23 protein-coding genes are annotated in these 24,248 nt (G+C 45.5%); 10 read left to right on the top strand and 13 right to left on the bottom strand.

Features of this window, described 5'->3' with window-relative positions; translation table 11 throughout:
- Window positions 1-67 precede the first annotated feature (67 nt).
- The gene (locus tag MSG36_RS01530) at window positions 68-850 is read left to right on the top strand and encodes an FCD domain-containing protein (protein ID WP_048660902.1); all 783 of its coding nucleotides are present in this window, start codon (window positions 68-70) and stop codon (window positions 848-850) included.
- A gap of 208 nt (window positions 851-1,058) precedes the next feature.
- A complete protein-coding gene (gene uxuA / locus MSG36_RS01525; protein WP_017068145.1) occupies window positions 1,059-2,246 on the top strand; it encodes a mannonate dehydratase in 1,188 nt (395 codons plus the stop codon).
- A 100-nt stretch (window positions 2,247-2,346) separates the two neighbouring features.
- Here the strand turns inward: uxuA and MSG36_RS01520 are convergent, their stop codons facing one another.
- Entirely contained in the window at window positions 2,347-3,120 is a 774-nt protein-coding gene (locus MSG36_RS01520) for a helix-turn-helix transcriptional regulator (protein ID WP_248365894.1), read from the bottom strand.
- Window positions 3,121-3,217: 97 nt separating this feature from the next.
- Between MSG36_RS01520 and MSG36_RS01515 the strand changes: the two genes are divergently transcribed.
- The 4 genes from MSG36_RS01515 (at window position 3,218) to MSG36_RS01500 (ending at window position 7,440) form a co-directional block, all read left to right on the top strand.
- The gene (locus MSG36_RS01515; RefSeq protein WP_248365893.1) at window positions 3,218-4,339 is read left to right on the top strand and encodes a multidrug effflux MFS transporter; all 1,122 of its coding nucleotides are present in this window, start codon (window positions 3,218-3,220) and stop codon (window positions 4,337-4,339) included.
- 201 nt (window positions 4,340-4,540) lie between these two features.
- A complete protein-coding gene (locus tag MSG36_RS01510) occupies window positions 4,541-5,059 on the top strand; it encodes a TetR/AcrR family transcriptional regulator (protein ID WP_248365891.1) in 519 nt (172 codons plus the stop codon).
- A complete protein-coding gene (locus tag MSG36_RS01505) occupies window positions 5,056-6,111 on the top strand; it encodes an alcohol dehydrogenase family protein (protein WP_248365889.1) in 1,056 nt (351 codons plus the stop codon). The genes MSG36_RS01510 and MSG36_RS01505 overlap by 4 nt, the downstream gene beginning before the upstream one ends.
- A 234-nt stretch (window positions 6,112-6,345) precedes the next feature.
- Window positions 6,346-7,440: an HDOD domain-containing protein gene (locus tag MSG36_RS01500; RefSeq protein WP_248365887.1), complete on the top strand. Its 1,095-nt coding sequence runs from the start codon at window positions 6,346-6,348 to the stop codon at window positions 7,438-7,440.
- A 101-nt stretch (window positions 7,441-7,541) separates the two neighbouring features.
- Here the strand turns inward: MSG36_RS01500 and MSG36_RS01495 are convergent, their stop codons facing one another.
- The 6 genes from MSG36_RS01495 to MSG36_RS01470 all read right to left on the bottom strand — a co-directional run bounded on the left by MSG36_RS01495 (window position 7,542) and on the right by MSG36_RS01470 (window position 13,146).
- Window positions 7,542-7,940: a DUF1090 domain-containing protein gene (locus MSG36_RS01495; RefSeq protein ID WP_248365885.1), complete on the bottom strand. Its 399-nt coding sequence runs from the start codon at window positions 7,938-7,940 to the stop codon at window positions 7,542-7,544.
- A gap of 152 nt (window positions 7,941-8,092) precedes the next feature.
- Window positions 8,093-9,613, bottom strand: coding sequence for an SgrR family transcriptional regulator (locus MSG36_RS01490; RefSeq protein WP_248365884.1), 1,521 nt, complete (start codon window positions 9,611-9,613; stop codon window positions 8,093-8,095).
- Window positions 9,614-9,623: 10 nt separating this feature from the next.
- Entirely contained in the window at window positions 9,624-10,634 is a 1,011-nt protein-coding gene (locus MSG36_RS01485; RefSeq protein WP_248365883.1) for a Gfo/Idh/MocA family oxidoreductase, read from the bottom strand.
- A 113-nt stretch (window positions 10,635-10,747) separates the two neighbouring features.
- On the bottom strand, window positions 10,748-11,647 hold the full coding sequence (locus tag MSG36_RS01480) for a homocysteine S-methyltransferase family protein (RefSeq protein ID WP_248365882.1): 900 nt from the start codon (window positions 11,645-11,647) through the stop codon (window positions 10,748-10,750).
- A 939-nt stretch (window positions 11,648-12,586) separates the two neighbouring features.
- Window positions 12,587-12,865, bottom strand: coding sequence for a type II toxin-antitoxin system mRNA interferase toxin, RelE/StbE family (locus MSG36_RS01475; protein WP_017059447.1), 279 nt, complete (start codon window positions 12,863-12,865; stop codon window positions 12,587-12,589).
- Window positions 12,862-13,146, bottom strand: a complete 285-nt coding sequence (locus MSG36_RS01470) for a damage-inducible protein J (RefSeq protein ID WP_050647669.1) — start codon at window positions 13,144-13,146, stop codon at window positions 12,862-12,864. Before MSG36_RS01470 ends, MSG36_RS01475 begins: the two co-directional genes overlap by 4 nt.
- A 184-nt stretch (window positions 13,147-13,330) precedes the next feature.
- Here MSG36_RS01470 and MSG36_RS01465 point away from each other — a divergent pair, with 184 nt between their 5' ends.
- Window positions 13,331-14,032 carry a lipoate--protein ligase gene (locus MSG36_RS01465; protein ID WP_248365881.1) on the top strand — a complete coding sequence of 234 codons (702 nt, stop codon included), beginning with the start codon at window positions 13,331-13,333 and terminating at the stop codon, window positions 14,030-14,032.
- 57 nt (window positions 14,033-14,089) lie between these two features.
- Here the strand turns inward: MSG36_RS01465 and MSG36_RS01460 are convergent, their stop codons facing one another.
- Together MSG36_RS01460 and MSG36_RS01455 are read right to left on the bottom strand one after the other, a co-directional pair.
- Entirely contained in the window at window positions 14,090-14,491 is a 402-nt protein-coding gene (locus MSG36_RS01460; protein WP_248365880.1) for an SAM-dependent methyltransferase, read from the bottom strand.
- 33 nt (window positions 14,492-14,524) lie between these two features.
- On the bottom strand, window positions 14,525-15,415 hold the full coding sequence (locus tag MSG36_RS01455; RefSeq protein WP_248365879.1) for a DMT family transporter: 891 nt from the start codon (window positions 15,413-15,415) through the stop codon (window positions 14,525-14,527).
- A gap of 119 nt (window positions 15,416-15,534) precedes the next feature.
- Here MSG36_RS01455 and MSG36_RS01450 point away from each other — a divergent pair, with 119 nt between their 5' ends.
- Window positions 15,535-16,119, top strand: coding sequence for a TetR/AcrR family transcriptional regulator (locus MSG36_RS01450; protein WP_248365878.1), 585 nt, complete (start codon window positions 15,535-15,537; stop codon window positions 16,117-16,119).
- A 131-nt stretch (window positions 16,120-16,250) separates the two neighbouring features.
- On the opposite strand, the gene MSG36_RS01445 is transcribed toward MSG36_RS01450, so the two are convergent.
- The 3 genes from MSG36_RS01445 to MSG36_RS01435 all read right to left on the bottom strand — a co-directional run bounded on the left by MSG36_RS01445 (window position 16,251) and on the right by MSG36_RS01435 (window position 19,209).
- Window positions 16,251-17,126, bottom strand: a complete 876-nt coding sequence (locus MSG36_RS01445; RefSeq protein WP_248365876.1) for a radical SAM protein — start codon at window positions 17,124-17,126, stop codon at window positions 16,251-16,253.
- Between the two features lie 205 nt (window positions 17,127-17,331).
- Window positions 17,332-18,153 (bottom strand): SDR family NAD(P)-dependent oxidoreductase, encoded by an 822-nt coding sequence (locus MSG36_RS01440; protein WP_231899659.1) that lies wholly within the window; start codon window positions 18,151-18,153, stop codon window positions 17,332-17,334.
- A 210-nt stretch (window positions 18,154-18,363) separates the two neighbouring features.
- Window positions 18,364-19,209 (bottom strand): enoyl-CoA hydratase/isomerase family protein, encoded by an 846-nt coding sequence (locus MSG36_RS01435; RefSeq protein ID WP_102561737.1) that lies wholly within the window; start codon window positions 19,207-19,209, stop codon window positions 18,364-18,366.
- 327 nt (window positions 19,210-19,536) lie between these two features.
- On the opposite strand from MSG36_RS01435, the gene MSG36_RS01430 reads away from it, so the two are divergent.
- Together MSG36_RS01430 and MSG36_RS01425 are read left to right on the top strand one after the other, a co-directional pair.
- The gene (locus tag MSG36_RS01430; protein WP_248365874.1) at window positions 19,537-20,910 is read left to right on the top strand and encodes an MATE family efflux transporter; all 1,374 of its coding nucleotides are present in this window, start codon (window positions 19,537-19,539) and stop codon (window positions 20,908-20,910) included.
- 9 nt (window positions 20,911-20,919) lie between these two features.
- Window positions 20,920-21,834 carry a LysR family transcriptional regulator gene (locus MSG36_RS01425; protein WP_215919300.1) on the top strand — a complete coding sequence of 305 codons (915 nt, stop codon included), beginning with the start codon at window positions 20,920-20,922 and terminating at the stop codon, window positions 21,832-21,834.
- Window positions 21,835-22,031: 197 nt separating this feature from the next.
- On the opposite strand, the gene MSG36_RS01420 is transcribed toward MSG36_RS01425, so the two are convergent.
- Entirely contained in the window at window positions 22,032-24,104 is a 2,073-nt protein-coding gene (locus MSG36_RS01420; RefSeq protein ID WP_248365872.1) for an alkyl sulfatase dimerization domain-containing protein, read from the bottom strand.
- Between the last annotated feature and the right edge of the window lie 144 nt (window positions 24,105-24,248).

Genomic DNA, 24,248 nt, shown 5'->3' with positions numbered 1-24,248 from the left:
TTACTGCATTTTAGGATATAGAGGTTGACCAATTATATTTGGTCATTATGATGGCGAGAGAAATACAATGGAAAGAAGTGACAATATCATCATGATGCCTTTCGAGCCGAAAAGACCTTATCAGGAGATAGGGTTAGTACTAAGAAGAGAACTGATTGAAGGTCTGTATAAGGTCGGAGATAGGTTGCCACCAGAACGCGATATTGCTGAACGTTTAGACGTCAGTCGCACGGTAGTGCGTGAAGCAATCATCATGCTGGAGTTAGAAAACTTAGTTGAGGTGAAAAAAGGGTCGGGTGTTTATGTCCTGAACATTCCAACTCATTCTCGCGAGAATGTGGTCAGCGATGACGCTGGTCCATTCGAGATGCTGCAGGCTCGCCAATTACTGGAAAGTAATATCGCGGAGTTTGCGGCAACTCAGGTCACTCCGGGCGACATCATTAAGATGCGCTCTGCACTCGAACTCGAGCGCGAAGAGCTTGCAAGCGGCACCACCGATTGCAGCGGAGATGAAAGATTTCACATGTGTATTGCAGAGGCCACTCAAAACTCTGTGCTGGTAGATATGCTGAAACAATCCTGGGATCGACGCGAAAAGAGTCCAATGTGGAATAAACTCCACTCTCACATCAGTGGTCAAGATTACCGTGAAGAATGGTTAGATGATCACGCTCGTATCCTCGCCGCCTTACAGCGCAAAGACCCTGTCGCTGCTAAGAACGCAATGTGGCAACACCTTGAGAATGTTAAACAGCGTTTGTTAGCGTTGTCAGACATTGATGACCCAAACTTTGATGGTTACTTATTTAGCTCAAACCCAGTGGTGCTGCTGAGTACTGAAAGTTAGTTCTGAAAGCTAACGTTGAATTCAGCTTCAAGACTCTTTTTGGAAGCTGATTCATTCACTAGGTTGCAAATAAGTCATCGTCTTTAGACCGGCGTAGACCGGTGCTATCTCGGGCAGTAATTTTCATTGCTGCCATTAAGAAGTCGTTATTGCATTTAGCTTGATTAATTCGAGCCGGCTAAGTGCGTCTTAAAGAAAGGTAAGTCTCATGGAACAAACGTGGCGTTGGTACGGCCCTAATGATCAAGTTTCGCTAGACGATATTCGTCAAGCGGGCGCAACTGGTATTGTGAATGCACTGCACCATATTCCAAATGGTGAAGTTTGGACAAAAGAAGAAATCCTTAAGCGTAAAGCCATTATCGAAGAGAAAGGTTTAACGTGGTCGGTTGTAGAAAGCGTGCCTGTGCACGAAGAGATCAAAACTCAAACTGGCAACTACCAGCAGTGGATTGATAATTATAAGCAAACTCTGTCTAACCTTGCTGAGTGTGGCATCGATACGGTTTGTTATAACTTCATGCCCGTGCTGGACTGGACGCGTACCGATTTAGAATTTGAAATGCCTGATGGCTCGCGCGCACTGCGCTTTGACCAAATCGCATTTGCGGCATTTGAGCTGCATATCTTGAAGCGCCCAGGTGCAGAATCGGACTATTCAGAATCAGAGCAAGCTCAAGCGTTGGATTACTTCAACAACATGACGCCTGAGCAAATTCAGCAACTGACCAATAACATCATCGCTGGCCTGCCAGGCGCTGAAGAAGGTTACACACTAGAAGCGTTTCAAGCGCAGCTAGATCGCTATGCGGGAATCGATAAAGACAAGCTACGTGAGCACATGTCTTATTTCCTCGCTGAGCTGATGCCTATCTGTGATGCGAATGGTTTGAAGATGGCGGTTCATCCAGACGATCCACCGCGTCCGATTCTAGGCTTGCCTCGCATCGTTTCAACGATCGAAGACATTGATTGGCTGACCGAGCATGTACCGAGCAAAATGAATGGCTTGACGATGTGTACGGGTTCATACGGTGTTCGTGGCGACAATGATCTGGTTAATATGATCAAAAAGCACGGTGACCGAATTTACTTTACGCACCTGCGTTCAACTAAGCGTGAAGAGAGTAATCCAATGACATTCCACGAAGCAGCGCACCTAGATGGTGATGTGGACATGTACAACGTTGTGATGGCTATTTTGGATGAAGAAAATCGTCGTGCAGAAGTGGGCGATCACCGCTTAATTCCAATGCGTCCGGATCACGGTCATCAAATGCTGGATGACCTTAAGAAAACCACTAACCCAGGTTATTCGGCGATTGGTCGACTGAAAGGCTTAGCTGAAGTTCGTGGTTTAGAGATGGCATTGAAACGCGCTTTCTACACCAAGTAACGACCGCATCTAGCTTTAAAATACGCCTAAAAACCAGAACTCATGTTCTGGTTTTTTTGTATCTGAGCTCAGTAAAACTTCAGAGTTTGGATAACAACAATCACGCTGCTAACTTGGTAAAGGCCAACGGAGTTTGTCCGGTTTGCTGTTTGAAAAAAGCGATAAACGCACTGTTGGATGAGAACTCTAGCAAATGTGCCACATCACCGACTTGTCGGTTTTCTGAGAGCAGTTCAATCGCTTTAAACAAGCGCCATTGCTGTCGCCACTCTTGATAAGTCATGCCTGTTTCGGCTTTGAATAATCGGGTAATCGTCTTGGTGCTTGCGCCAACCGAGTTCGCTAATGTCGAGAGGGCTGGGGCAAGAAAGGAAGCGGTTCGGACTCGTTTGCAAAAGCTTTTAAAGCGGCGATCTGTCGGTAGTGGCAAGATAAACGAGTGTTGGTTAGCGCTGTAAAACTCTTCCCAAAATAGGTTGGCGGTATTGGTGGTTTGCTCGCGGGCAACGTTCCAATCCCAGAAAGCCATCTTATTGATTAGGGCTTTTAAAAGCTCATTCACTTCCACAATCTCAATCACTTCTGGGCAGGTGTAAATACTGCTATCAAAATAGAGCGACCGATAAGCAACCACATTGGTCATCTGAGCTCGATGCTTGGTATAGGGCGGGATCCACACGGCTTTAGTCGGCGGCAAAATGCAAATGGCGTTTTCTAAGGTCAAGGTGATGCAACCCTGCGGAGCATACAGCAGCTGTCCTTTTTCGTGGTGATGTATTCCTGAATCATGCTGGCCTAGCTCTGCCGCAATCCCTATTACGGGCGCAGGTAAGTTGTCTGCATCAAACTCAATGGTTTCGCTGATTAATGCCATTTGTCCCAATCTTGATGTTTTTGGTTTTAATGTTGTTAACGAGCCAAGGTTAGTTTCCCCTAGACTCCTCGTCAAGTTCACTGGTCTTGGAAAAATGATGAAAACAAAACCTTCTTTATGGCAAATGGTGCTATTGCTGATGTTCCCTCAAATCGCAGAAACTATCTATAGCCCGACTCTGGATTCAATATCGAAATCCTTTGATGTGAGTTACGCACAAGCGGCGCAAACCCTCTCGATCTACTTCTCAGCGTTTGCGCTCGGTGTGGTGGTATGGGGCATTTTTGCAGACAAATGGGGACGCCGGCCAACCATGTTATTGGGCATGGGGTTATTCGCCTGTTCAGCACTTATTGCTATGCAAACCGACAGTTTTACGTGGTTGATGATAGCCAGAGCCATGGGCGCTTTCGGGCTTGCCGTGGGCTCGGTGGTGACACAAACCATGCTGCGAGATGCTTTCAGCGGTACTGAACTGGCCAAGGTGTTTGGTTACATGGGGATGGGGCTGTCGATTAGTCCAATCATCGGGCTGCTTCTTGGCGGTCAACTAAGCCAAGCGGGCGGGCATCAATATGTGTTTATTGCCTTGTTTATTATGGTGTTAGCGCTGTTGGCACATAGCCTATGGTCATTGCCTGAAACGCAACAATCTAAGCAGCCATTGCAGTTAAAGTCACTCAGTATTCACATGATCAAAGATAGCGATATATGGATGTCTGCGTTGCTGGTCGCGTCGTTCAATATTGCGCTGTTTTCCTATTATCAATTGGGTTCATTTGCCTTCATTCAACTTGGATTTAGCGTTGAGCAGTTTGGCTACAGCGGCATTGTGCTTGGATTCGGGACTCTGTTAGGAAGCTTGGTGAACAAGACATTATTGAAGCGACAGGTGTCTTCAATGTCTTTAATTGGTATTGCAGCAGGGCTTCAAACATTAGGTGCGGTGGGTGTCTATTTTTCACAACACTCAATATGGTTTTTACTTCCGATGATGCTGGTGGTTATGGCGTTTGGTATTGCGATTCCCAATGTGTTGAGTCGCGCATTAGTCAGCTACCAATCTCAAGCGGGAAGTGCAGGCGCACTGTTTGGTTTGATGTACTACACCTTGATCGGTTCAGGGCTCGCTTTAGCGGGAATTATTCAAGATTTAGGTGTGGTGCTGGTACTTTGCGGCGCTTTATCTGTGCTGGTGACGATACGCAGTCGACTCTAGCTTAAACGCTAAGTCTCTTATTTGTAGTGATAAATTCCGTGTCCTGTTTGGCGCGGAATTTATCATTTCTTGGTTTGTAAATCTGGATATTGACAGGGGTAGAATGATTGTTCTACCCTGTAAGTAGAACAATCATTCTACCCATTGTTATGCCAATTACAGTTATTTACTACGATTGGTATTCGGTATTAAGAGAGCACTATGTTGAGAGAACAGATTGCAGCAAGCTTAGAGGTGGCGTTTAGCCAACAAGGTTTTGCTGAGCCGAGCGTTGCACAGCTGAAAACGGCGTGCGATGTAAGCCTAAGAACCTTGTATAAACACTTCCCTTCAAAAGAAGCGATGATTGTAGGTGCCTTGGAGTATCGACACCAACGTTACCTAGATTTCTTGTTGGAAACGTCGCCTGAAAAGGGGCTCGCATCGGTTACTCATATCTTCAACAAGCTCCAACAATGGTTAGAAGAGTATGCGCCTCACGGGTGTATGTCGATGAATGCGATGGCCGCGTTTCCCGATAATGAGCTTATAAGCCAAGCGGTTACACAGCATAAAGAACAAGTTCGTTTGCTAATAGGCAAGCAGAGCCTGCGAGATGATCTCGCGACAACGCTGTTTTTACTTCATGAAGGCGTATCAAGCGCGTGGCCAGTCTTAGGCGAAGAAGCAGTGGCATCGGCACAGAATATGGTGACAAAATTACTCAAGGAAACAGTATGAATTTCGAGATACCAAAAACAATGAAAGGTGCAGAGATGCTAGGTCACGGCGGAGCAGAAATGCTGGGCTACCGCGAAGATATCGCTGTTCCTCAAATCGAACCTAATGAAGTGCTGATCAAAGTGATGGCAGCAGGTGTTAATAATACAGATATCAACACACGAATCGGTTGGTACTCAAAAAGTGACGATTCGGACGACGCAAGTTGGTCGGGTGAAGCGTTGAAATTCCCTCGAATCCAAGGTGCTGACGTGTGTGGTTTCATCGTAGCCGTTGGTAACGAAGTTTCGGCTGAGCGTATTGGTGAGCGTGTTCTGATTGAACCTTGTTTGACCGAGGTTTATGGACAAGATCTACCACAGCCATGGTATTTCGGTTCTGAGTGCGATGGTGGTTTCGCTGAATACACCAAAGTAGCAGCTAAGCATGCTTACGCGGTGAACAGTTCTATGTCGGATGTTGAGCTAGCGTCTTTCCCATGTTCTTACTCAACAGCAGAGAACATGTTAACTCGCTCGAATGTGGTTGAAGGTGATCGCGTGCTTATCTCAGGTGCATCGGGCGGTGTGGGCTCTGCGGCTATTCAGCTAGCAAAAGCTCGTGGCGCGTATGTTATTGCCATCACTAGCCCAAGCAAGAACCAACAGTTACTTGAACTTGGCGCTGATGAAGTGATTGCCCGTGATGCTGATTTGGTTAAAGCGTTAGGCGAAAGCAGTGTGCATGTGGTTATCGATTTAGTCGCTGGTGACAAATGGCCAGAGTTTCTTGAAGTGCTAAAACCACACGGTCGTTATGCTGTATCTGGCGCAATTGGTGGCGCTATGGTTGAGCTTGATGTTCGTACTTTGTATCTCAAAGATCTCAGCTTTTTTGGTTGCACGGTTTTAGAACCACAGGTCTTCCAGAATCTAATCAACCGTATTGAGAAGCAGCAGATTGGCGCCATCGTTGCAGAGTCTTATCCGCTAGCCGATATCCATAAAGCGCAAGATGAGTTCTTAAAGAAAAAACACGTTGGTAAGATCGTGTTGGAAGTAGCCCAGAGCTAATTTTAGAAAGTCACACATCTAATCTATGTAAGAGCGAGCAAGCGTTATGTGTTCGCTCTTTTTGTTTCTGGCGAATACAGGCGGGTTTAGTCTCGCACCCTGTTGAGTAACAGATCCTATACAGCTGAAAAATTAATGATTCATTTGTCATTGTGTGGTTTATGAATTAACTGTGCGATAATCACCGCCGTTATATATCCCGAATTGTTTGATAATCATCTAGGAGCCGTATTGATGTTTAAAAGGGTATTGCAGGCACTATTCTCGCCTTTTGTTGATTCAAAAAACAAACCCTCTGCAGAGCTTGTCCAAAAAGAGCAACAACAAACCGTTGCTACTGATTCTGTTCGGTCTTCAATCTTTGTTCCGCCTTCGTCAGCTCAACCATCATCATTAATCGTCGATAATACGCTTGGCCTTCACGATGGTGAGTTCCTTGATTATTTGTTTGGAGAGTCTCGCCTTCGAACGGAGTCAGACCCATTTAGTGATTTTGTCGCTTGTCAGATCGAACGTTTGATTCGCTCTCCAAAAGCCTTGCTCAATGAATTGCCAGTGATGCCAGCCTCTGTGACCACGTTAATGGCAGAATTACAGAGCGATGAGTTTGATGTCGATGCTCTGTTAAGAGTGATTGAGCGCGAGCCGAGTATGGCTGCCGATGTGATTAAACTGGCTAACAGTGCTTTCTATAAGCGTGGCGAAAAACAGGTTACCGACCTAAAAACAGCATTCCTAAATATGGGTTCTCAAGGGCTTGTTGAAGGGGTGGTGAATAGCTACATGAAGAACTTCACGCCGGGGAACAATATTTACTGGCGTCACTTCGGTGAGAAAATTTGGAATCACAGTGTTCAAACCGCGTCGTTTTCTAAGGAGTTGATGAAAGACTCTTCATCTCAAGAGGATCAAGCGGCTGCGTACTTTGTTGGGTTGATTCGAAACTTAGGCAAGATGATCATTTTCCAGATGATGGTAGAAGCCTTCAAGCATGTTGATCCTTCTGTTCCACCTAACTCGTTAGCATTGAAGCGCCTGATGAACAGCTACTCTATTCGCCTGACTTACACTATTGCTAAGTTCTGGGAGCTGCCAGAATCTGTGTTGACCGCAATTGGCTACCAAGAGTCTAGCCGATACGAATGTACGCCACTTGGTCAAGCTGTCTTTGAAGCTAACTACTTGAGTGAGTTGTACTATTTATTGGAAGAACAAACGGTTGAAGTCGAGCAATTTAAGCGTAGATGCAAAGATACGCTAACGTCGCCTGCGGCATACAAAGTGGCAAACCGTATCTATAAAGAGTCTGAATTGGCACTGGTGGGATAATAACGGCTGGCGTTGGCTAGGTTGATTCTGAAGTCGTCATAAAGCGGTATTTTCTAAATGGTCTTACTAAGCAGTAAGACCATTTTTGTTTCAATTATCGATTAAGGGATCTTAGCCAGTTCTTGCTTTAATTTATCGATTTTACGCAGTTCCTTTTCGATCTTACCCTCATACTTTCGAATTTTATCCGCTCTTTCATCTCTTTTTGCTTCTTCTAAGTCGGCTTGGTATTCAGCTAAATCTTGTTCATTGGATTCAATCTTCTCGCGGAGATCATCCTTCAAACCTTCATTAGTGCAGTTCTCTTTCGCGGCTTTCAACGCTTTTGTTAATCGCTCCACCTTGTACTGATTGTCGTACTGTTCCGCTTTCTTTATCTGATATTCGATCTCACAGAACTTCTTTTCACAGCCAGTTAGCGCGTCGCATTGGGTGCTTGCCATGCTGTTAAAAGAGAGTGCGCAAAGAAACAGTAATGAGCCTGTTAGGTGTCGAGTCATGGTTTACCTTCTTATTGGGTCTATTTAGTTTGTGCTTATATTTGTTGAGTCTCACTTCGAGAGTACATTAGCACCCCATTTCTTTGCTATTGGCAGGGGAGTGTTAAAGATAAGTCTCTGTGCCTAATGACTTATTTTGAACACGACTAGATTTACAAATGGCTAATCCACAACTTATCGAGCTCACACCAACCGAAACCATTCACTTGCGATCCGTGTATCTTTTCTGAAACCTCCAAATTGAACGCCTCTTGCTTGAGCTCAACCACAACCCCAGATTCATGCAACCAATGCTTGAGTTCCAACAGTGCATTCATCGCTAACTCAAAGTTGGGTTGGTTTGTTATTGAGGCTAAGCCGTGTTCGATTTTCTCTAGCATCTCAGCAGACAAAGTTAAGTCCTCAAATGGGAAGCGAGTGAAAAAGCTTAGCCACGAAGTGAAGGTGTCGTTCTCATCAATAATGCTGCATAGCGCGGCGTCTTTGGTTGTTAGGTAGTTAGTTAGGTAGTGTCCATATTCCACGCTGGTTTTGTGGTCACCAGACACTGACAACTGCTCGAAAAGGGTTTGGCATTCAGAGGTGTCTTCAACGGTGAACTCACGAACGGCTTTCGACAACGTTGGGTTTTGAATTTTGAAAAACGTTGAGCCGAAATCCGGTTGGGAAGCATGGTCATCGCCACGCACGGTGGTCGTTTTCTCGGGCAGTTTCACGCACACCTGATTTTGAGCGCAGGCTTTACTCTGTGCCCATTCAGGATAGACCCACAACTCGACTCGATTGAGAATGGGCGTGTTGTGTGAATAGGCGCTATTACGGCTCAATCTCAACATCTTGCTTGAGAAGATGTCTAATGAGAACGCGCCAGATCCAATCAGCCTATCAGTCGGTGATGAGGGATCAAATACGGAGGCTTCAGCCCTAGCAAGTAGGCGCGGTAAATGCCAATCAGGTTGATTCAATTTCACGACAACCACATTGCCTGCCGAGACAGAGACCTCATCAATATGCTGATAACAGCGACGCCATATTTTGCTTTGGCAGAGTGAGTTAAGGTTGCGCGCTATGTCTTGAGGTTCAAGCGTTCGACCGTTATGAAAGCGAGCATCATTGCGAATCTGAAAGTGCCACCGTGTCGCATCTTGATTAGCCTGCCAATGATACGCTAGATCGCCGCTGAGTTTGCCGTGCTTAACTGAGGTTAGACGTTGGCAAACTTGCATCACTAAGAAACGTTCGGTGCGCCTAAGTACTCGTTGAGGGTGAAGCGCTTCGAGTTCTCGGTGAAAGGGGATGTACGCGATATTCTGCGCCGACGGATTGGTATTGCTTAGAAAGGCTTGTAACTCAGCGCTAGCATTGCGGCCGTTGAAGCTTAAGGTGCTAAACACCTGCTCTATGTTGCCTGCGTCAGCTTGGGTTTGCGCGTATTGGTAACATGCCTCAATGGGCTCAACCAGACACGTGAGTTGTGCCTTCTTGCTTCGGCCTGAGGTAGCTTGCCACTCAATCCAACCTTGCGCTGTCATCGCTTTGAGTAAGGTCTGAACGTGACGTTCACTCACGTGCAGCAGTGTGGCCAGTTGGTTGACCTGACAATGTGATACTCCAGGCCCAAAAGCCTGAAATATCTTTTCATACAGTTCAAGCTTGCGCTTAAGGTTGCCCAATTTTCTTTTCCTAACGACGAGGTTGAGTTAAATGTGGATAGCCAGAGTCAATGAGTGCTTTTTCCATCGTGTCGAGAACTCGAGAGGTTATCTCTGAACTTAGGATATTAGATTCAGTTTTTCCTTGAAGGACTAACTCTGAAAAATGGTCGATTTCAAACTCGAATCCATTCCCCGTCACTCGGTAGTTGATGGTCGACTTGTTGCCTTGATGTTCAATCTCAATAAAGGCCGGATTCCACCATTTTTCGTGGATGGTGATCTTAGTATCAGGCCCACTCAAGTGTGCTGATCGGGGAAGGTTTTGCACCGTTGATGCCGATATCTTACCGCTTATATCACCAGAGAATGTAAAGCATGCATTGGTATCAACATTCGCCCCCTCATACAGACACGACATCTCTACCTGAGGTTTTGACGGATTTACACCCAGCGTTCGACACAGGTCGTAGAAGAACCAAAGCCCATAGACGCCGACATCGAGCGTTGCTCCGCCTGACAAGTCCGGATTGAAGATAAACAAATCGGGCTCATAGTCGTGATGGTTACCAAAGCTGGCTTCGATTGAATCTATCTGAATGTTGTTATCGACCAAGAATGATTGGAGCTCACGATACGCGGGAAACACCACGGTTTTCATCGCTTCTAACAGCATCACGCCATTTTGCTTCGCGAGAGCTTTCATCTCAAGCCAATCACCAAGGTTGGTGAAAGCCGGCTTCTCAACCAATACATGCTTTTTATTCTTTAGAAACAACTCAGCGAGTGGCTGGTGGTATGGGTGAACCGTAGCGATGTAAACCGCTTCAACACTTGGGTCATGCGCCATCTCTTCATAAGAACCATACGCTTTGTCGCAAGCAAACTTGTTGGCGAACGTGGCTGCGCGTGAGTGGTCTCTGGCGGCAACCGCATAAAGCTCACCATGCAGACAGTGTTCTGTGACTGCGGTTGCGAATCGATTGGCAATATTACCTAGCCCTGCGATGCCCCATTTTATTTTGCGTTGCGTGTCGCTCATCTGTTGCTCCAAATCGTTGTTTTGTATCAGTGTACTCAGAGACGCCACATACAAATAGAGAACAGATTTCTCAACCTGTTCTCTATTTATTTTATTCTAGTTGAAGCTCAGGATTAGCTCTGTAGGGAGCGTTTCCAATCGGCTAGGGCTTGAATGTGTTTTGGCCCGATGCCACAACAGCCACCGATAATATTCGCGCCAAGAGCGTGCCAGCGTTTTGCGTAAGCTAAGTAACCTTTGCCATCCAATTCACGCATTTCTTGAAACATGTCATTCGCTTCATGTTCGTTGCTGATAGGTGCAAAGTTATTGGCGTAGACACCTATTTCTAAATCACGGCCTAGCTCATCGATCACTTTCTTGGCGTCGATAATGGCTTGGTCCATCACTTCAGGCACTGAGCAGTTAAACATAATGCCTGTCGCGTTTGATTGGCTGGCAAGTTTGATCGCGTCTATTACGCTCTCGCCAGAACGAATATTGGCAGAATCGCCCTTGGTGTCTTCCAAACTGAATGCGTAGTAACACGGCTTATCGGACTGTTTAAGTACTGCATGAATGGATTCAAATTCTTGCAGGCTACAGATGGTTTCCGCTATCCAAAGGTCGATGTTTGGAGCCTGGGCATCGTAAAGGGTTTGGATGATTGGCGCCGCCTCTTCTACCTTAAATAAGTCTGGTCGGTAGCTGCCAAATGGCGGTGGAATCGCGCCTGCTACTTTCACTGTGTGGGGTGCATTGTCTGCAACTGCTTTAGCCAGCTCACCAGACTGTGCGGCTAGTTCAAAGCCTTGTTGCGTGAACAGCTCTTCACCCAAGTGAAAAGGAACACACGCGTAGCTATTGGTGATCAGGATTTCAGCACCTGCATCGACAAAGTTTTGATGCGCTTGGCTGACAAATTCGGGTGCTTCAATCAGCGCTTGAGCACTCCAAAGCGGTTGAGTAAATGGCGCGCCAATTTCTTTGAGTTCTCGGCCCATGCCGCCATCAAGTATGGTTAGTGTTTTCATATTCAATACTATCTAAACAATTGCTGAAGTTCTGCCGCCACCATATCAGACAACCTTGTCAGACAGAAGCCATCAAGACTCTGTGTTGCCTAGAGTGAATCATGGCTTAAACAACAGCGGGTTTTAACTATGGTTTAGCATGAATAGAACGATCAACCACTTTTAGATAGTTAATAAATAGATAACTCAATGGGAAGTTCAGATTGATAATGAGCCTTTCGTAGGAGGTAATGTGTGCGTGAACAATTTCACACTTAAAGTTTAGAGTTTTCTATATATCACTTAGTTGGTTATAGGCAATCTTTTTGACATGTTTAGCGAAAGGGTTTGTGCTCGCACGATACTAAGATTTTATGTTTAAAATCACTTTAATTGTTTGACTAAGCTACTAAATTAAAAGAGAATTAAAGTACTCACACAAGGGTTGCGCCCTTGTGTGATAGGGGTGCATTAAGTCTAATAGCGATCTGTGGTCGCTCGTCTGTCTTACGATATAGATATTAGAATTAATGGTTGCACACGCTGCTGTTGTCATTGCAACTGACAACAAAATAATCGTCGTTAGAGATTGCAAACCTCTTTCTGCGCGTGGTGGCCAGCCACGAAAAATCAGGAATTATTTCCTGAGCCGGCTCGGGAGTTATCAGGCAACGAATTGTATGTTTACTGTAAAGACCCGAAACATAATGGTTTCAATCGATATTGCGGCAATTACTAGAGCATTCGCTTTGGTGTTGCTGTTAACGGTATAACCTTTGGCAAGGGTGATGAAAGTCACCCTTTGTCATAAAGCTACCCACTCTACTTCTCTTTCTTCAACTTCACTTGTAAATATAACAAATTGCTCAAGAGTGATTCTGTAAACACGTGCCGAACTCGCTTCGTTCAGACATGGCACACATTCATTCAATCTTGGCGTTAGTTGCCCAGAGGAAGTAATCAATCCATTGGGAACTTTTGCTTCTGGTGGAGTACGCGCATAATTCGGATAATGTCGCCTTCGATCCAATAGGAGACGATCATTGAAATCTCAGGAATTATAAGTAATCGTCCACGAATGCCGTCTCTCTGTACACCCATAAGAGGCTGCTCAAGCAAGTTTTCTACTTTTGTTTCAATGAGGTTGTCAGCGTTCTCTGCCGCATCAGGGTTGAAGTCATAGATAAACTCAAAGATCCTTTCACGATCATTGAGTGATTCTTCTTCCCATAAAATCATTGCTTAACTCGATTTCGGATTCTGGCTTTGCGTTCTTCCATTCGAGATTTAGCAGTTTGGTGTTCAACGAAAACGGATTCTCCTGAGTCAAACTTCTCAAATGCTAGGTTTACTTGTTCAGTTAGCCATGCATCGTGAGATAATGTTTGTCTTTGTTGCTCAGCGAGTTGCTCAGTAAGCTCACGGCAAGCACCACTCAGTGTGCGACCTTGGCTCTCAGCCATCTGTTGAGCTAGGCGTTTTGTTTCTTCATCAACACGAAATTGAATTCTAGTGTCCATGATGTATTCCTTTATTGGTGTGTGTACAAATGTTAGCACTCACCTTTGAGATGGGCAACTGACAAGCTACTATGGCGCCAATAACTAACTTTTGGCGCTGTTTCCATCCCATATAGTCTTATCTATCATCAACCATTTCAGAACGTTAAATGGTAGGTCACCACAATCTGTAGAGGAAAGTGCATTGAAGTTAACGAATAAACTCGTACGTTACCCGCACATTGATGTTGATCGTGCGTTTGAAAAAGAAGCTGCGTTATTGCAGCAGATACAGGCGGGTGAGATTGGGCAAGCCTTAATGCTTTGGCAAGCAAAAACGCCAACACTCGTTTTGCCGGCAGGTAAAAAGTGGCCAGTGACCGTAGAGTCTAGAAAGCAACTCGCGGCACAAGGCTGGCAGCTCACCTCGCGTAAAACCGGTGGCGCTCCCGTTCCTCAACTGCCGGGGATCATTAACCTGTCGCACATCTACCATTGGCCTAGTGATGAAGCTTACAACATCCAAAAAGCGTATCGACATCTGTGCAATGTATTAACCCTGTTTTTCAAAGAATTGGGCATCGATGTGGATGTACACGCCACCCCCGGCTCTTATTGTGATGGTGACTACAACCTCAATATCAATAAACAAAAAATAGTGGGTACTGCGCAACGTGTATTGCTTAAACAAGGGGGCGGCCAAATTGTACTTTCGCAAGCTTGTATCTTGTTAGATGCCGACCTAGAGAACATCGTTGCGCCAGTGAATTTTTATAATCAAATTTGCGATAACCCGACCGTGGTGGATGCGCAGGTTCATACTCCCTTGTCCGCGCATTTGACGAGCCTTCCCAACGTAGATTCACTCTTTCAGAGGTTAAGCCAAGCTTTCATCAAGCATGCGTAATGTCTTCCTTTCGCTAACGCACAGCTCGCTTTTGGTTTAGGAAGGCCAACTTCTCGCTTATCCTTTCTCTCTATAGATCGCTGGCTTGATATCCAACAGTGGTGTGTTGTTCAAGCAGTCCAAGCCTCTTACTGTCACTGTGCCACTTTCGATTTTTTCAATCGGTAACACGGCAGCACCTATCGGGTTTGGCCTGTGTGGTGAGCGCAGTGCAAAGGTGCCTTTAGTCGGTGTTTCTTCATCCCAGCTTTGTATCAATTCATCTCGTTTTGCGCCTTCTAACCAATACAAGATCAAGATGTGGTCGCCACTGTTTAGTCCTAGCAAATCTTGCTGATAAACGTCATCTAAGATGATTTCACAGATCGGGCCGTTGTCCGGTTGGATGTTATTCGGACACTCCGAAACCGAGTGATAAGGCGTGGTAATTCGGCCAATAAATTTCAGTTCTGCAGCCATATTCAGCTCCTATTAGTCTCTTTATTAATCTATTTATTTGTCATCGCTTTTCATGGTCACTAAGGTGTAGATGAAGATCGTAATCAAGATCACCACACCGCCGACAATACTGGTCATTGGCGGGATCTCAGTGAAGAAGATAAACCCCCAAACTGGCGCTAACACGGTTTCTAACATCAGAGTCATTGATACTTCTGGCGCGGTAATGTGGCGCGTTGCGACCATAGATAACACTCGGCCAACAGGTGCCGTAAACAAGCCCATCATGCCCATGATTAACCACGTTTCAACGCTGTAGCTTGATGGCGTTGCAAAGAAAAACATCACAACCGCTAGCAACAAACCACCTAGGCCAACGCTCGCCAATCGGCTGACGTCTTGATATTTACGCAGCAAGGTAAACATCATAGATAAACAGATCACTGCGAATACCGCCAACGCATCTCCCATCCAATTGCCTGAAGAAAACGAACCCGAAACGACAATCGTAATACCAATCATCACCGCAACAATGGCAACCAAAGTCGATCGACTAGTGGCTTCTTTCAAGATCAACCAGCTGAAAATAGCCGCAACAGCAGGGGCCGCACTGAGGATCACAAAGGTATTGGCAATCGAGGTCATCTTGATGCTGAACACCAAGCCAGAGGCGCTGCCGAGCATAAGAATGCCCGCTGCTAACAATGGCCAACCGCTTTGTGTTACTGCTTTTCGGATACCACGTTTGTCGTTGAACTTAAGCAAAATCGGCATCGAGATTGCGCTGAATAAGCCGAACAAAAAGGCAGTATCGAATCCGCTGACACTGGCATAACGAATGAAGATTGGATCAATACTCATTAATACGGCACCTGCGATCGCGAGCGTAAAGCCGAGGGTTCGTGTGTTTCTTGCTTCAGTTTTAGGGAGGTTCATTGTCGTCATTTCTCTATCCAATTATCTGCTATCAATAAATCATACTGGTGAATATGATTTTAAAAATTAGTTGAGTCAACATAAATCATACTTTAAAGTATGATCTCTGTTTTGGGGTGGATGAAGTAATGAGCAAGATTGAGCAGAACAAAGAGAAGAAACGACTCGCGATTTTAAAAGCGGCGAAGGAGATATTCCTCGCGGAAGGCTATGTGCAAACCAGCATGGACCGAGTCGCTAGTGAAGCGGAAATGACGAAGCAAACGCTTTATCGTTACTTCTCTTCTAAAGATGTGTTGTTTGAAGCGACGTTAAGACAAATGGGTAGCCAGACAGACGATAAGTTGGTGATGCATTTGCAACACGCCGATACTCGACAAGCGCTATTGGGCTTCGCAAAAGACTTCGTTTTGTTTCACCTTTCGAGCGAGCATATTGCGACCTTTAAGCTGTTGATAGCAGAAGGCAGTAAGTCTCCAGAATTAGTGAGTCGTTTTATGGACGTTGGCCCAGATGATACAGATCGCGTGCTTGCTCAGTTTTTCAATGAGCGATTCGATATTGAAGAACCACAAACCAAAATTAAGCTTTGGCTTGGTATGGTGATGAGTGTCAGAGAGGGTGTGTTGATGGGAATGCCTGCACCCACAGAACAAGAGATTACAGCTCACGTTGAAGCGAGTACTGACTTGTTGTTAGCGGCTTTGGCTTAGGTAGGGCTGTGAATCTGAAAAAGTAAGATATACGTTAGGCGCTGCTGGACTTTGATTATTCCATAATATGGAGTTGCAACGCCTGTCGTTTGGTCTGTTTACGTTTACTGGTTACGAATTAAATCGAGCTATTACCAAGCAAAGGTCTTAATAACATTTTGCTTGGTGATTGGGTTATGCGCGATGTCTTGATTGATCTTATCAAGAAACGGCTTGCGAGCCTGAGGCAACATGCCACGCATTGGTGATATGTTGTTGCCGTGGTCGCCCCAGTAGTAGCAATCGAAATCTTCTAGGTTTTCGAGTAAGTATTTTTCTTCTTCCAGAATCTGCAATGGCGTTGGTAAAACAAACTCGCCACGGTTTACTTCTTTTTCCAACACCGATCCCGGTTGAACGGCTAAAGCCATAGGTGCAATTGCATCTGGCTGCATGATGTTCAGCAAGCTAGTGGTATTAATTGCATGCTCGACAGAACGTTCTTTGCCGCCAAGGCCAAAGATGAAAGAAGCCAGCACCTTGATGTCTGCTTCACGGGCTAGGTTCATGCCCTCAATTGCGTGCTCACGCGTCATGCGCTTTTGAATGAGTTCAAGCACAATTGGGTCACCGGACTCCAAACCTGAATAGGCCATGCTTAAACCTGCCGATTTAATCTCTTTTAATTCAGACAAGCTCTTACGACGGAAGTCATTGAACCCTGAATATAGAGAAATGTTCTTGATCTCTGGGAAGGTGATCTTGATGTAATCCAGAATCGAAATCAGCATTTCGGTTCTAATCGCCATCACATTACCATCGACCAAAAAGATAGATTCAACATGCGGGTAGATTTTTCTCGCTGCATCAATATCTTCAAAGATGTCTTTGATATCTCTTACTTTGAAACGCTTATCATCAAACATCGTGCAGAAGGTACATTGGTTGTTACTGCACCCCAATGTTGTCTGGATGAGTACGCTCTCTGCTTCCATCCAAGGACGATAAACTTTACCTTCAAAACGCATAAATGCTCCTCGGCCGTAGCCTGTGTTGTTTCGACGAGGGCAAGTTTAGCAATCTGCATCTTGGGTGATAATTGGGCAAAGCGGGGAATCAGTATTAAAGAAATTTTAATAATCGAAAGAGCGCGCAGTTCTTTGTCTAGATGGATAGAACTGCGGCTTGGATTGTTGGGGGAGTGTTAGTAGTCGTTTTTTTACTGATGAATGATCAGTGCGCAACGCACAACTTTTCTTCGAGCAATTGATCAAGCACTGTCACCAGCTTGTGGTTCTTGGTGTTGTCTAATGCGTCGGCGTGCGGGTCTTTAAATAACCCAGAATCATTATCAAAATATCGACCGGAAGCGTTGGTAAACTCATCACTGAGCGCAGCACGACAAAGAATATCGGCTCCAATCGCAAGGTCGTTACCATCAACGCCATAAGCATCTTTCACCAATTTACTGCCAAGGAAAGAGGCTGGGTTTACAGGGATAATTGCGGTGCCTTTGTCTAAAAGAGTATTGGCTAATTCGATGGACCACATCGTTAGCGCCAGCTTACTTTGCGCGTAAACCGGACCATCAAGTTCTCCCGCATTCGGGCTAATCAATGCATCTAAATCTACGGGGGCTTGGGCTGCTGAAGATAGGTTGACGATACGACCTGTCGCATCAAAAAGAGGAAGCAGCTTTTGTGTCAGGAGATACGGCGCAATGGTGTTTACGACAAAACGCACATCAAGATTGTCTGGAGTGGTGATGTCCGACACTTTATACACACCTGCGTTGTTAATGAGTATATCGAGTCGTTTGTGATCGCTTTTGATTTGGGTTGCGAGCGCCTCAACTTCGGAGAGCGTCGATAGGTCTGCGATGTAGCTTTCGATGATTGCATTCTTAGACAGGCGAGACAGAGCAGTCACGACTTTATTGACCTTAGCTGGGTTGCGGCCATGAATCAGAACATGGTGCCCTTGCTGCGTTAGTGCTTTTGCGGTCTCTAAACCAATGCCATCCGTGGCCCCTGTGATCAGAATTATTTTTTGCATGTTCCGTCCTTCAAAAAATAGTTTGAACAACGTTATAACAAAGATTAATGACGCATAGTTGCATTTGGCTCACAAGCTGAAGACTCAAATGTGAGTCTATGGGGCAAATAATGACCATTTTAACACTTGGTGGGTAACCGTTGGCGTTTAACCATTAAGTAAGACTATGGGTCAGTTTGTGGCTGACCCAAATTAAGAGAAGTGACCGAGTTATTTGATGTCTTGAACGTTCATAACCAGAGTTTCCCAGTTACGTTGGTTTTCCATATCGTGCTCTAGGCCTTGCTCATCGGCAATTTGGAAGCGCTTAACCGCAGGGGTTTTGCTCGTAGCTTGATACAACCAGTAAGCTTCCGCTTTGAGTGCTTCGTCGATCGGTTTATCGATAGACTCATACACCGCTTGCTTACATGCATTGATCGATTCAGCAGGGAATTTTGAGATTCGTTTGGCAAGCGTATCAACATATTCACCAATTTCATCCGGCTCTAGTGCCTTGTTGATGGTGCCGTATGCTTCGGCTTCGTCAGCATCAAAGTCTCGTGCACTTAGGACGATTTCAAGTGCGCGACCTAAGCCGACTTGGCGTGCCATACGTGATGCGCCGCCACCGCAAGGAAGGATGCCCATACCCACTTCCATTTGCATGAATTTGTATTTACCACGAGCTGCGAATCGCATGTCACATGCTAGTGCAAATTCGTGGCCTCCACCTCGAGCGAAGCCTTCAAGCTTGGCAATGGTGGCTTGTGGCAGTTTGCTGATTCTTTCCAATACAACTTGTAGGTCGAGTAACTTCGCTTCTTCACGAGAAACGGCTTCTGTCGACATGTCTTTTAATAGATTGGTGTCGTAGTGACAGACCCAAATTTCAGGGTTTGCTGACTGAAATACAACGACCTTGATGTCACGATCGCGCTCTAGTCTCATTGCTAAACCATTGAGGTCGGCAAGCATCTCTTGCCCTTGAACATTCACAGTACCGAAGTCAAAAGTGACGGTAAGAATCCCATCCTCGGCTTGAGCTTTAAACGTTGTATAACCTTGATATGCCATTTCCATATTCCTTCTGAGAGATTTCATTTCAGCCTATTCAGTGTGAATGCGACCTAAATTCAGGCTAACGAGGAATGTTCGAACCAACAATTAACCATTAAACGAAACACTATTAACGAATTATTAAGAGTGTTGATTAGTTCTATAATTTCAATTTATTCAGTGTGTTAGTGGGTTATTTTGACGTTGGAAGTATCTTGCCAATCCGATTGTCAACGAAATCTAAAAACTCATTCTTTGGTTAGTGCTCTTATCCTTTTCATTTAGCTTCGTATACTGCTCAACTAGGTAATTAGCCCCAAGGTACAGACAAGAGTGAACCGACCTATGCAGATGAGATCCGCGACTTTGAAAACCATTATTGAGAAAACACTGCCACTGACGCTGGGTGTGTTTGCGATCATGATGGTGCAATTGGTCGATTCGATCTTTATTGGTCAGCTAGGGGTTAATGAGTTGGCGGTTCACGGTATCACCTTGCCATTTCAGGCGGCGTTTACCGGTGTTCAAGTGGGCATCGGTGTGGCGGCAACGTCTATTATTTCTCAAGCGGTAGGCGCAAAAGATCAACGTAAATCCACCTCAATTGCCACGTTGTCGGTCGGGTTTGGTGTGGTGGTAATAGCCTTAATCTGCTTAGGCCTGATTGTTTTTAGCGATTCTGTTTTCGCGTCGTTTGTGAATGATGTCTCCGAAGCTCAATACCAATCCATGCTGTCGATTTTTAATGTGTACTGGCCGCTGTGGCTGTTCAGTGCATTGATGGTGGCAGTGCTTTATCTGGCCACCTGCGTTTATCGAGCCAATGGCGATACCAAAACAACCGGCAGCATGTTCTTGGCTGCCAGCGTGATTAACCTAATTCTCGACCCTATTCTGATCTTTGGATTGGATATGGGCATTGCAGGGGCGGCGATCGCATCGAGCATTGGCTACGCATTCGGCGCAATCTACATGCTAATCAAGTCTCGCGGTAAAGGTTGGTTTGGCTTCAATGGCGCGTGCAGCAACCAAATCAAAGGCTACAGTTTTGAGTTATTCAAGACGGTAATGCCAACCACTGCGAATCAGATATTACCTGCGGTCAGCGCGTTCTTCTCAATGCTTTTGATTGCGAGAATCGGAACCGATGAGATGGCTTTTTGGAGCTTACTCGCCCGTGTTGAAAGTTTTATGTTGGTATTTTCTCTTGCTCTGACGATGTCTATCCCGCCTATGATTGGTCGTTACCTAGGGGCGCAGCAGCGATGCAAAATCCCTGAGCTATTGAATACAACAGCGAAGTTCTTATTGGTTTTCCACACCGTGATGGCAGCATTGCTGGCGCTGTTTAGTGGCTGGATTATTCCTGTTATCTCGGAAGAACAAAGCATACGCAGCTGGTTTGAAGTGACCTTGTTATTTATTCCGTTCAGCTATGGGCCGCTTGGGCTTTGCATGTTGGTTGCTTCGGTCTTTAATGCTTTGGGTGTGCCTCGCAAAGCTTTGAATGTCTCTTTCTTACGCTTGTTTGTTTTCTACATTCCAGCGTTATGGCTTGGCTCGATAACTGGAGAGATGGTCAATGCGGTTATTGCTGCGACAGTCGCCAATGTTTTAGCGGGCGCTTTTGCATGGTTTAAGCTTAATGCCTATATTAAAACTCACATTATTCCCCGTGCCGCTGCGGCCAATAAGCAGCGTGTACTCAGCGCAGGCTAGCCATTATTGATGAATATTGAACATCTAAAATTGTTTGTGCGACTCGCGTCTACGCACAATATAAGTCAAGCAGGACAAGAGCTTGGGTTGTCACCTCCGGTAGCCAGTATTCATATCGGAAAGCTCGAAGAGAGCCTAGGTGCTCGGCTTGTGCATCGCACCACGAGAAAGGTTTCCCTGACCGAAGAAGGCATGGCATTTCTTCCTCACGCCAAGCAAATCCTTTTGAGTGTCGAAGCGGGTGTTGCCTCTGTCGGAACCGGTAATGAATTACCAAAAGGGGTGTTGCGAATATCTGCACCGTCTTCGTTTGGTCGCATGCATGTTATGCCTGCTTTGAAAGGGTTTTTGGCTAAGTATCCAGATCTGTCGGTGGACATTTCACTCAGTGATTCAATCGTCGATCTGGTCGATGGCGGCTTTGATGTGGCGATTCGTAATGCGAAGCTACAAAACTCAAGCCTGATCGCTCGTAAGCTCTCGACTGATAAACGTATTTTGTGTGCATCGCCAGAATATCTGGCGGGTCATGGTCATCCGAAAACACCAGAAGACCTCAAGCAACATCAATGTATCAATCAAACCGGCTTGGAAGGTTGGACGTTCGATACGCCAGAAGGTGATGTCACCATCAAGAAAAAAGGTGCTATCCGTGTTGATCACGGTGAAGCGGTAAGGGATGTATGTGTCGATGGGCTGGGTATCGCCATGTGTGCGACTTGGATTGCTTATAAGCAGCTCGCGGAAGGTTCGCTGGTTGAGGTGTTGCCAGATTACCCTTTAAAGGATGAGGCGGCTATCTGGGCGGTATACCCAAGTGCTCAGTTACTTGCGCCTAAGGTTCGCGTATTTATCGACTACTTTGTTCAATATTATGGTTCACCTTCTTATTGGGATTGCGAAGTAAACGGGCAAACTCAGTAATCTATAAGCTTCAACAAATTATCAGTTTCATTAAGCTCTCAGCTTCAGTCAGAGAGCAAACGCAGTAGCGTTCCAGAAGCACTTATTGAGAACAAATAAGAAAGCCCCGACCAAAAGGTTGGGGCTTGTTTTATGTTCTTTATAGAACGTTTTTCTAGCTAACTGCTGTTGTTTTATCTATTTAGTGTATCGGGCGTTTAATGAGCGTGTACCGCTGAATCTTGGTATAGCTCGGCATCAACTTCTTCGCCTTTGTTTGGACGTGGCACAATCTCAAAAGAGGTGTCAGCTTCTGTCAGTGAAGACAGCAATTTGTTAAGCGATGTTTTGTCACCTTTCACTCCTGCTTGTCCGTCTTCTAACAGTTTTCCTAGGCTTGTTTTCTTAAGTACGATATCAGACACGTCAGACTTATTGATGATCAGTGTTGTATCCGCATCTTGCAGCTCTGATACTTGGATATTGTTCAAGTTGCCGTTAGACATTTCAACGTAGTAGAACTCTTTTACATCAGGCAACTGAATATTCAACGTAAATGGTGTTTCTTGCGCCTTTAGCGAATCCACTTTAACTGCTAAGTAATCTAACAAGTTCTCAATGGTCATGTTAGCCAATACATCCGGAGATGCAGTTTTTGGTGCGCCCGGTTGTGTGCCAATGCGAAGCTCTTGAGCGCCCGTTAGATAGATGTTTCTCCAACCTGCACCTTCTGATTGATAACCCAATTGCTCATATGTATCTGCCAATAAGCCACGTGCAACTTTGTTCTCTGGCTCAGCTTGAATCACCTTATTCAGTGCTGTTGCAACGAAGCGGTATTCACCTTCTTGGAAATCTTGCTGCGCTTTTTCAATCACAGCATCGCTGCCGCCCATGTACTCAACAAACTTCACCGATTCTGGCTCGATTGGTAATGGATTAAGGTTAGCCGGGTTCATGTCGAAGTAACCAAGGTACATGTTGTACACAGCGCGAGCGTTGTGAGAGTAGGTACCGTGGTAACCATTGGTGTGCCAAGACTGTTGAATGCTGTCTGGCATTACCTTGTAAATCTCGTCACCGATGTCTTGTAGAACCACACCGTTATTGGCTAAACGAAGCGTTTGGTTATGAGTAAAACCGTAAGCATCACGCTGCATTTTTAGGTAATCAGAGATCTCTTGCTCACCCCAGATTGGGGCTGAGTGAGACGCAAACAGTACTTCTGTTTCTTCGCCCCAAGTGACTAACATTTCGTTGATCTTCTTAGACCATTTCAAGCCGTCACGTACTTTAGCGCCACGCAGCGTGTACAGGTTGTGCATGCCTTGGTAGGTCAGTTCGCCAGTCCAAAGTGCTTTCATGCTGGGAATATACGTCACCATTTCAGATGCCGCTTCGGTGCCTGAAGCATCCATGAATTGCATTTCTAGGCCGTCGATAACCAGAGTTTCAATCTCTTCGTTATGGTTCAGCTCGTAGTCCGGCAGGACGTAAGTAATGCTACCGGTTGATAGGCCTTTCGACAGTGCCGCATCCACAATACCGTGTTCGTGTCGGTTCAGGGTTGCGCCATATTGATAAGCAGTACGACGAGACATTGCATTACCTGCTAATACGTTTTCGTCGACGATTTCTTTGGTGATGTTTTTCGAACCGTACACTTTTACATCTGGATACGCGTCTTTGATTGCTCTTGCGCCACCAAAGTGATCAGCGTGCGAGTGAGAGTAAATCATTGCAACGACGGGCAGTTCACCGCCATCAGGCACATTGTTCTTGAAGAATTCGAGTGATTTGGCGGCTGATTCTTTGGTCAGAAGAACGTCGTAGGCGATCCAACCGTTGTCACTACGAATGAAAGAGATAGACGCCAAATCTGCACCTCGAACTTGGTAAACTTTACCCGGAACAACTTCATATAAACCTTCCGCCGCTTGGTTCAATACCGCTTGGCGCCACAGTGAAGGGTTTACTGAATCTGGTGCTTGGTCTGCATTCGTCACACTTGGATCGATGAAGTTAAAGCTATTACGAATGATGTCGCCCGTCTCTTGATCAAAGCTAGCAACAAGACCTTTATTGTTATTGTCGAAAGCGCGAGTGTCGGCAAAGTTCAGTGTTTTTGCGAACTCTTGGTTTGCTTTAGTGGTCATCTCGGTTGCGCTTTTGCCACCTTGGTCGCCAATTTTGCTGAAGTGTGCGTGATCATGGTTAGCTGCAATCGCAGGGAATGCCAGCGAGATAGCTAGGAACAGTGATGCATTTTTGAACGTGCGAGAAGTTGTCATAAGAGCCTCTTCATTTCAGAATTTTGTTTCGTTGAGGCGATTATAGGAATAAGACATATAGCAAAAAATAAAGTAAGCTTTATTTAATACATCACGATTGGCTATGTATTGAGTCATGCAATGGTTGGGGAACGAAGACGAATC

It is taken from the genome of Vibrio sp. 1CM8B, from assembly GCF_023161685.1.
In the GTDB taxonomy this organism is placed as follows: domain Bacteria; phylum Pseudomonadota; class Gammaproteobacteria; order Enterobacterales; family Vibrionaceae; genus Vibrio; species Vibrio coralliirubri.
Note: the sequence above shows the minus strand (reverse complement) of the source record. Positions and strands in the feature narration are given on the sequence as shown.